At 60.8% G+C, this 7187-nt stretch carries 4 protein-coding genes; 2 read left to right on the top strand and 2 right to left on the bottom strand.

Annotated elements, in window-relative coordinates:
* A partial coding sequence (locus BI292_RS07775) for an RHS repeat-associated core domain-containing protein (RefSeq protein WP_101207521.1) occupies window positions 1-4366 on the bottom strand: 4366 nt, incomplete at its 3' end.
* A 258-nt stretch (window positions 4367-4624) separates the two neighbouring features.
* On the opposite strand from BI292_RS07775, the gene BI292_RS07770 reads away from it, so the two are divergent.
* Complete coding sequence (locus BI292_RS07770; protein WP_101207520.1) at window positions 4625-5320, top strand: HAD-IA family hydrolase; 696 nt, start codon at window positions 4625-4627, stop codon at window positions 5318-5320.
* Window positions 5321-5377: 57 nt separating this feature from the next.
* Here BI292_RS07770 and BI292_RS07765 read toward each other — a convergent pair whose 3' ends face one another.
* Complete coding sequence (locus tag BI292_RS07765) at window positions 5378-6124, bottom strand: 3-oxoacyl-ACP reductase family protein (protein ID WP_101207519.1); 747 nt, start codon at window positions 6122-6124, stop codon at window positions 5378-5380.
* A gap of 124 nt (window positions 6125-6248) precedes the next feature.
* On the opposite strand from BI292_RS07765, the gene BI292_RS07760 reads away from it, so the two are divergent.
* Window positions 6249-7172, top strand: a complete 924-nt coding sequence (locus tag BI292_RS07760) for a LysR family transcriptional regulator (protein WP_101207518.1) — start codon at window positions 6249-6251, stop codon at window positions 7170-7172.
* Window positions 7173-7187: the final 15 nt, after the last annotated feature.

Genomic DNA, 7187 nt, shown 5'->3' with positions numbered 1-7187 from the left:
ACCCCAACGGATCAACCCACCCCGTCGGGTTCACCGCATACCGATAACCATTAACCCCGCCAGCCAATTTCACCGGGTCCGGCGTCAGATATCGCCCGACATCAGGGTTGTAATACCGATGGCGGTTGTAATGCAGGCCCGTTTCCGCGTCGAAGTACTGGCCCTGAAAACGCAGCGGTTGATCCAGCACTTGGTCGGTGTCGCGGTTTAAGCGGGTGAGTCGGCCGTGGGCGGTGTATTGGGCGGCCCAGACGATTTCGCCGCTGTAGTCGGTCAGTTCTTGTGGTGTACCGAGGTGGTCGAGTTGGTAGTAGAACGGGCAGGCCTTGCGCGAGCCTTTGCCGTCGAGCATGGCCAGCGGGCGGAAGGTGCCGGGTTCGTAGACATAGCTGCGGTGATGTTCATGGCCGCTTTCCGCGACCAGGTGATCGCCTTGCCAGAAAAATTCGGTGGTTTTGCCATCGACGGTTTTCGCGATTCGGCGGCCGAAGGCGTCGTAGCGATAACTGGCGCAGCGGCCATCAGGAAGCGTGACGCCGACTAGTCGGTGCTGGCAGTCGTAGCGATATTCGGTGACGAGTTTTTGCGCGGTGCCGCGCCGTTCGCGGATCAGGTTGCCGAAGGCGTCATAGTCGTAATGCCGATCACCCTGCATCAGCAGACGGTTACCCCGCACTTTCGCCGCGCCGGGGCGGTCCTGCATCAGCAAATTGCCGGCAGGGTCGTGGGCGAAGATTTCCGGCAGGTGGTCGCGGGAATGACGGACGCGGATCAGGCGGTCGAGCGCATCGTATTGATAGCTGCGCTGGCCATGCCGGGTGTCGGCGATGCGGTCGAGGTTGCCGTTGGCGCTGTAGGCATAATCGCGGCGGTACAGCGGTTGACGTTGTTGGCTGACGGAATGGGCTTTGAGGCGACCCTGTTCGTCGTATTGGTAATCACTGAGCAGCAGACCTTGTTGGCGTTGCTGTTCGCGGCCAGCGGAAAAGGTGTGCGTTGTCAGCTGCGCACCGTTCAAGTCGATGGCCGTCAGCGCGCCGCCCTTGGCGTGGTGGTAGTCGAGTTTGCTGCCGTCGGGCAGGCGCATGTGGTTGAGCTGATCGCACGCGTCATAGCCATAACGCAAAGTGCCCCAGCCCTGATGCTCGGTGATCAGCCGGTCCTGCAGGTCGTACTCGAATTCCAACGGGTGATCGTGACTGTCGTCGACGCTGACCAGGCGCCCGAGGCTGTCGTAGCGATATTCGACGGTGCTTGCATCGGGCAGTGTTTTAACCAGCAACCGACCTGAGGCATCGCGCTGATAACCGGTGATCAGCTGCGAACCGTCATCGCCGAACTCGGTTTTCTCCAGCAGGTGTCCGCAGGCGTCGTAGGCATACGCCGTGCGTTGACCATCAAATCCGCTTTCTTGTCGGATCAATCCGTCAGGCGTGTAATCCAGCTGATATTTCTCGCCGGACTCATTCTCGATTTCCGTCAGCAACAGCTGCGCATTGTCGTAGCGGTAACTCAGTTGCGTGCCGTCAGGATTGGTCCGGCGGCTGACCAGATGCAGGTCGTCGGCATATTCGTAAAGGGTGATGCGACCGAGTTCGTCCTGCTCAGCCGTCACCTTGCCGTAGGCGTTGTAACTGAATGCGCGCGTCGCGCCTGTAGGAAGCGTGGTCTGGATCAGTCGGCCAATGGCGTCCCATCGATAGGCCGTGATCGCGCCATGTTCGTCCTTGCTGGTAGCCCGTCGCCCCAGTGAGTCGTAGGAAAAATAACGCTGCCCGCCATCCGGCAAGGTCTCTTCGACCAATTGCCCGAGATCATTCCAGACCAGCAGGTGCCGACTGGCATCCGGGTAGCGGGTCGACAACAAGCGGCCGCGAGAATCGTAGTGATAGTGCGTGACCTGACCGTCGGGGTCGGTCGCCTCGGTCACATCACCCTCGGCGTTGCGCTGATATTTCCAGACTGCTTTGCCGCGACGCCGCGCATGCAGGAAACCATTACGGTATTCGTAGGACGTCGGCTCACTTTCGGGAGGAATTGAGGCGATCAGCCGTCCGATGTCGTCGTAGCGATAGTGGGTAATTGCCCCGAGCGGATCCTGCTCGGCAATCAACCGACCCTGTTCGTCGTAACGCTTGAGGTGTTCGCCGCCGCCCGGCTCGACGCGCCGCACCAGTCGCGCCTTATCGTCGTGGACGTAAGTTTCTTCGCTGCCATCGACGTTTTTCACCACCACGCCGCCCTGGTCATCCCAGGTATAAGCGGTGTCCATCTGCGAAAACGTTGCGCGGTGGCGGATGCATCGCGCAGCCTTGCCCGACCTTTCCCACTCCCAGAAATAACTCGCGCCACCGGCCAATTGCCGCTGGAGGATGACGTGCTGGTCGTCGTAGTCGTAACGCTCGCTTTCGCCCGCGGCATTGGCGACTTCGACCAAGTGATGACGCGCGTCGTAGCGATAGGAAACCAGCGTCTGTTCGGTGCGCCAGGCATCGCTCAGCATGTCGGCGGGGCGAAAGAGCTGATACTCGATTGCGGTCAGATGTCCGCGTTCGTAGCTGAGCAGCAGCGAGCGTCCAGCGCCGTTATCCAGGCGTTGAATGCGCTCCGTCCGATCGCGGGTGATCAGCAGGCGGTTGTCATACGCATCGCTGATCGCCGTCAGTTGGCCGTTGTGGAAGTGATAAAACCGCGGCGCCTCGCCAGCCATTGCGACGATCAGTTCTTGTGCGTTGTCGCCCAGATAGATCGCCGCTCGCGAGAGGCTGTTGTGGATCGTCGGGCGTTCGATGTTCGGCAGGGGGAAGGGCGTGCGGCGGTTCTCGTGGTCGATCCAGACGACTTTATCGCCGTCGAATTCCAGGCGCTGCGCCAGCGAATGGCTCCAGCCCCAGCCCAGTCCGCAGTCGAGTTCCGCCGCGCTGGTGCGGTACAACCGGGTGAAATCGAATGGCAGTACGCCGTCGAGCGCGCCATCGGTGAGGGTCAGCAGTTCTTCGCCGGTGACCATCGATACCGGGCAACCGTTGGTACAGGTCAGCGGGGCGCAATCGGCGCTGTCGCCGTTGGGGTTTTTGGCTTGTTCCGGCGCATCGTCGTGCGGTTCCTGTCGGACCATTCGCGTTTGCGCGTCGGTTTTTTTGCGAGCAATGGCGGCGGGGTTTTTCACCCGCAAAGCCGTGCCGTCGTCGCTGCGAATGTCCAGCGGCACCGTGGGTGTCGGCCGCAACGGAGCCTGGCGCGCATTGACCGCCAACGGTTTGAACGCGGCGGCATGGCCGTCGAGGCGAGAGTCGGAGCTCAGTTCGCTCAAGCGCAACGTCGCGGCCGCCAGCCATTGCCGCGCTCGAGGGGATTTGATCTTGCCGAGGATCTGCGCGCTCAACCCGAGCTTCAGGCCCAGGCGGCGCGTGACGATTGTCAGGAGGAAGGCGATCAGCAGGTCAGTGCGGATTTGCGCCACCACTTCAGCGGCAAACTGCGGCGGCAGCATCTTCAGCCAACTGGTGAGCGCGGCGAGGTGAATAAACAGCAGCGGCTCATCGCTCAATACCAGCAAGCCGTTGGCGATGGCTTCAGCCGAGGCGTCGAGCAAGGCATCCAACTCAGCCTGGGAAATGTATTCCAGCAATTTTTCGCTGTTGGCCTGCAAGTCGGCGAGCAACTCGTAGACCTGTTTCACTTCATCCCAGACGCCTTGCAACGAGTTGCCGACGCCGCGCCAATCGGCCTCTTGCAGTTGACCGTAGCGCTCGAGAAATCCGCCACTGGCGAATTCTGTCCACAGCGGCTCGAATTGGTTGCTCCACTCCGCGCGCAGCCAGCCCTCGAGTTCGTCGAGCAAGCCCTGATAGGAGGCGTAAAGCACTTTGACGTGCTCGGCGGACACATCGGGAAAGAAGGTGATGCGATAACGCTGGCCCCGCGGGCAACCGGAAACTTCGAGAATGCCGCTCGGGCCAATGGTCTCGTGGACTGGCTCGCCGAGTGTCAGCTGGCCGTCGCGTTCCGCGATCACCGGTTCGAGCATCACCGGCGTATTGCCGATCGGCACGAACCGCGCGGCGTCGAACATGTGCACCAGGGTTAGTGAGCCGGCCGCGCTGCATTGGGCAACTACTGAACTGACGGGTTTATCCGGTTTCAGCGGCGCGCTGAGGCGAACATCGTTGCCAACCTCGAATACTTGCTCGACATCCAGCGCCCAGCCGCTCCAGAAGTTTTCCGCCCAGCGTTCGTAGTCGTTAAGGCAGAGGCGGAACTCGCCGAGCACGCTTTCGACGTCAGGCCGCTGCGGGTTCATCGCGGCAACCACCAGCAGGCCGATGGTGTTATTCAGGGCCAGCAGTCGATTGGGGTCGAACATTCGCAGTCACTCGCGCTCAGCATTAAGGAGCGCCAGACTTTGCGTTGCATCAGCCGAGAAAGAAGTCGGGAAAAGAGGTGAATGCTGTAGGGATATTCGCTAAATGACGACGAGCACGCGAATGACGATTTTTACCCGACGGATTTTCCCGGTTGCCCCAGGCGGGCCGCGCTCGTTATGCTGCTGAACCCTTTAATCGATCCGAGTCATGGCCGTAGCTGAGCCGCCTGGGATGTCATCAAGAACGGATCAGATGCGATGAATGCACCACTGAAAGCGTTTGGCCCGATCAAGGCCGTTATTTTCGACATGGATGGTTTGTTGCTGGATACGGAAGGCATCTACACCGAAGTCACGTCGATGATCGTCGAACGGTACGGCCGCACCTTTGACTGGAGCGTGAAGCAAAACATCATTGGCCGCGGCGCTGGCGACCTTGCGCGTTACGTGGTCGAAGCGCTGGATTTGCCGATCACCGCCGAAGAGTTTCTGGTGATCCGTGAACCGCTGATGCGCGAGCGTTTTCCCTCGGCATTGGCGATGCCTGGCGCTGAAGAACTGGTGCGGCATTTGAAGGCCAACAACATTCCGATTGCGGTGGGCACCAGTTCTTCGCGCCAATCGTTCGGCCAGAAAACCACCCTGCACCGTGACTGGTTTGCGCTGTTCGACTTCGTCGTTACGGCCGATGACCCGGAAGTCGGCGCGGCGAAACCGGCGCCGGATATCTTCCTGACCGCCGCCCGCCGTCTCGGTGTCGCGCCGCAGGATTGCCTGGTGTTCGAGGATTCGCCGTTTGGCGTGACCGCAGCGAAAGCGGCGGGGATGACCGCGATTGCGATCCCGGATGCGGCCATGGCCGATGAAAAATACGCACACGCCGATGGGATTCTTCGTACGTTGAAAGCATTCACCCCGAGTGCGTGTGGTCTGCCGGCGCTTGAATGGGCCTGATGCAAAAAAAGTGGGAGCGAATAGGCTCGCTCCCACATTTGGATGGCTTCTAACGCATCAAGCGCCGAAACCGCCATCGATCGTCAGGCTCGCGCCGGTGATGTAGCCCGCTTCCGGGCCGGCCAGGTAGGCGACGAAACTGGCGATTTCTTCCACTTTGCCGTAACGGCCGACAGCCATCAGCGGGATCAGACTTTCAGCGAAGTCGCCGCTGGCCGGGTTCATGTCGGTGTCGACCGGGCCCGGTTGCACATTGTTGACGGTGATGCCGCGCGGGCCGAGATCGCGCGACAAGCCTTTGGTCAGGCCGACCAGCGCTGCTTTGCTCATGGCGTACGGGCCGCCACCGGCGAAGGGCATGCGGTCGGCGTTGGTGCTGCCGATGTTGATCACGCGGCCGCCCTCGGTCATGTGTTTAGCGGCAGCCTGAGTGGCGATGAATACGCTGCGTACGTTGATGGCCAGGGTCTGGTCGAAATCTTCCAGTTTGAATTCTTCCAACGGGGCGACGGCCAGCACACCGGCGTTGTTGACCAGGATGTCGAGGCGGCCAAAGGCTTCGACAGTAGCGGTCACGGCGTTGCGAATGGCTTCGGCGTCGGCGCTGTCAGCCTTGATCGCCAAGGCTTTGCCGCCACTGCCGGTGATGCTGTTTTGCAGCTCTTCAGCTTTTGCGCTTGAGCTGACGTAGGTGAAGGCAACGGTCGCGCCTTCGGCGGCCAGGCGTTTGACGATGGCGGCGCCGATGCCGCGGGATCCGCCTTGAATGAGAGCTACTTTGCCGCTGAGATTTTGCGTGGTCATGTCGATCTCCAGAAATTCAAGGCAGGATGCCTTGTGGTTGGCGTCGAGTATCGGCCGCGCATTACCTCCTGTGTAGACCATAATTACGATTGTCTGTGTAAACCAAAAGTTTATAGTGGCAACCATGGAAAACTTCAGCAGCATCGAATGCTTCGTCCGCAGCGCCGAAGTCGGCAGCTTTGCCGAGGCCGCGCGGCGCCTCAGTCTGACGCCCGCCGCTGTTGGCAAAAGCGTCGCCAAACTTGAGGCGCGCCTTGGCGTGCGGTTGTTTCAGCGCAGTACCCGCAGCCTGACATTGACCGAGGCCGGTCAGCTGTTTTTGAGCGAGGTCAGTGCCAGCCTGTACACCATTCAGAACGCCGTGGCCAATCTGGCCAGTGCTGAAGGACGGCCGGCCGGCACGCTGAAAGTAAGCATGGGCACGGTGTTCGGGCGCTTATATGTGGTGCCGTTGCTCGGGGAATTCTTGCGGCGTTTTCCGGCGATCAATCCGGATTGGCATTTCGATAATCGCCAGGTTGACCTGATCGGGCAGGGCTTCGACGCGGCCATTGGCGGCGGCTTTGAATTGCCGCAAGGCGTGGTGGCGCGCAAGTTGACCCCGGCGCATCGGGTGTTGGTGGCGTCGGCGGATTATCTGGCGCAGCGTGAGGCGATTGTCGGCCCGGACGAACTCGAGCGCTGTGACGGGATTTTGATCCGCTCGCCGCAAACCGGTCGCGTGCGCTCCTGGCAACTGACCAGCCGCACCCGGCAACACAGCCCGCTGGTGCTCAAGCCGCGGATGACCATGAGCGATTCGGAAGCGGCGTGCGCGACCGCAGCGCAGGGTTTGGGCATTGCGCTGGTGAGTTTGCCGTTTGCCGTCGGTTACCTGCAGGCCGGGACCTTGCAGCGGGTGTTGCCGGATTGGTATGTCGACGATGGCAACATTTCGATTTATTACGCCGAGCACAAATTGTTGCCGGGCAAGACTCGGGCGTTTGTCGATTTCATTATTGAGCAGTTTGCCGAGCGGGGGCTGGGGGAGCGGTTCAGTGCGGTTTGAGTTCGGCAGCAGATC

The organism is Pseudomonas sp. 43NM1 (genome assembly GCF_002836905.1).
In the GTDB taxonomy this organism is placed as follows: Bacteria; Pseudomonadota; Gammaproteobacteria; order Pseudomonadales; family Pseudomonadaceae; genus Aquipseudomonas; species Aquipseudomonas prosekii.
Note: the sequence above shows the minus strand (reverse complement) of the source record. Positions and strands in the feature narration are given on the sequence as shown.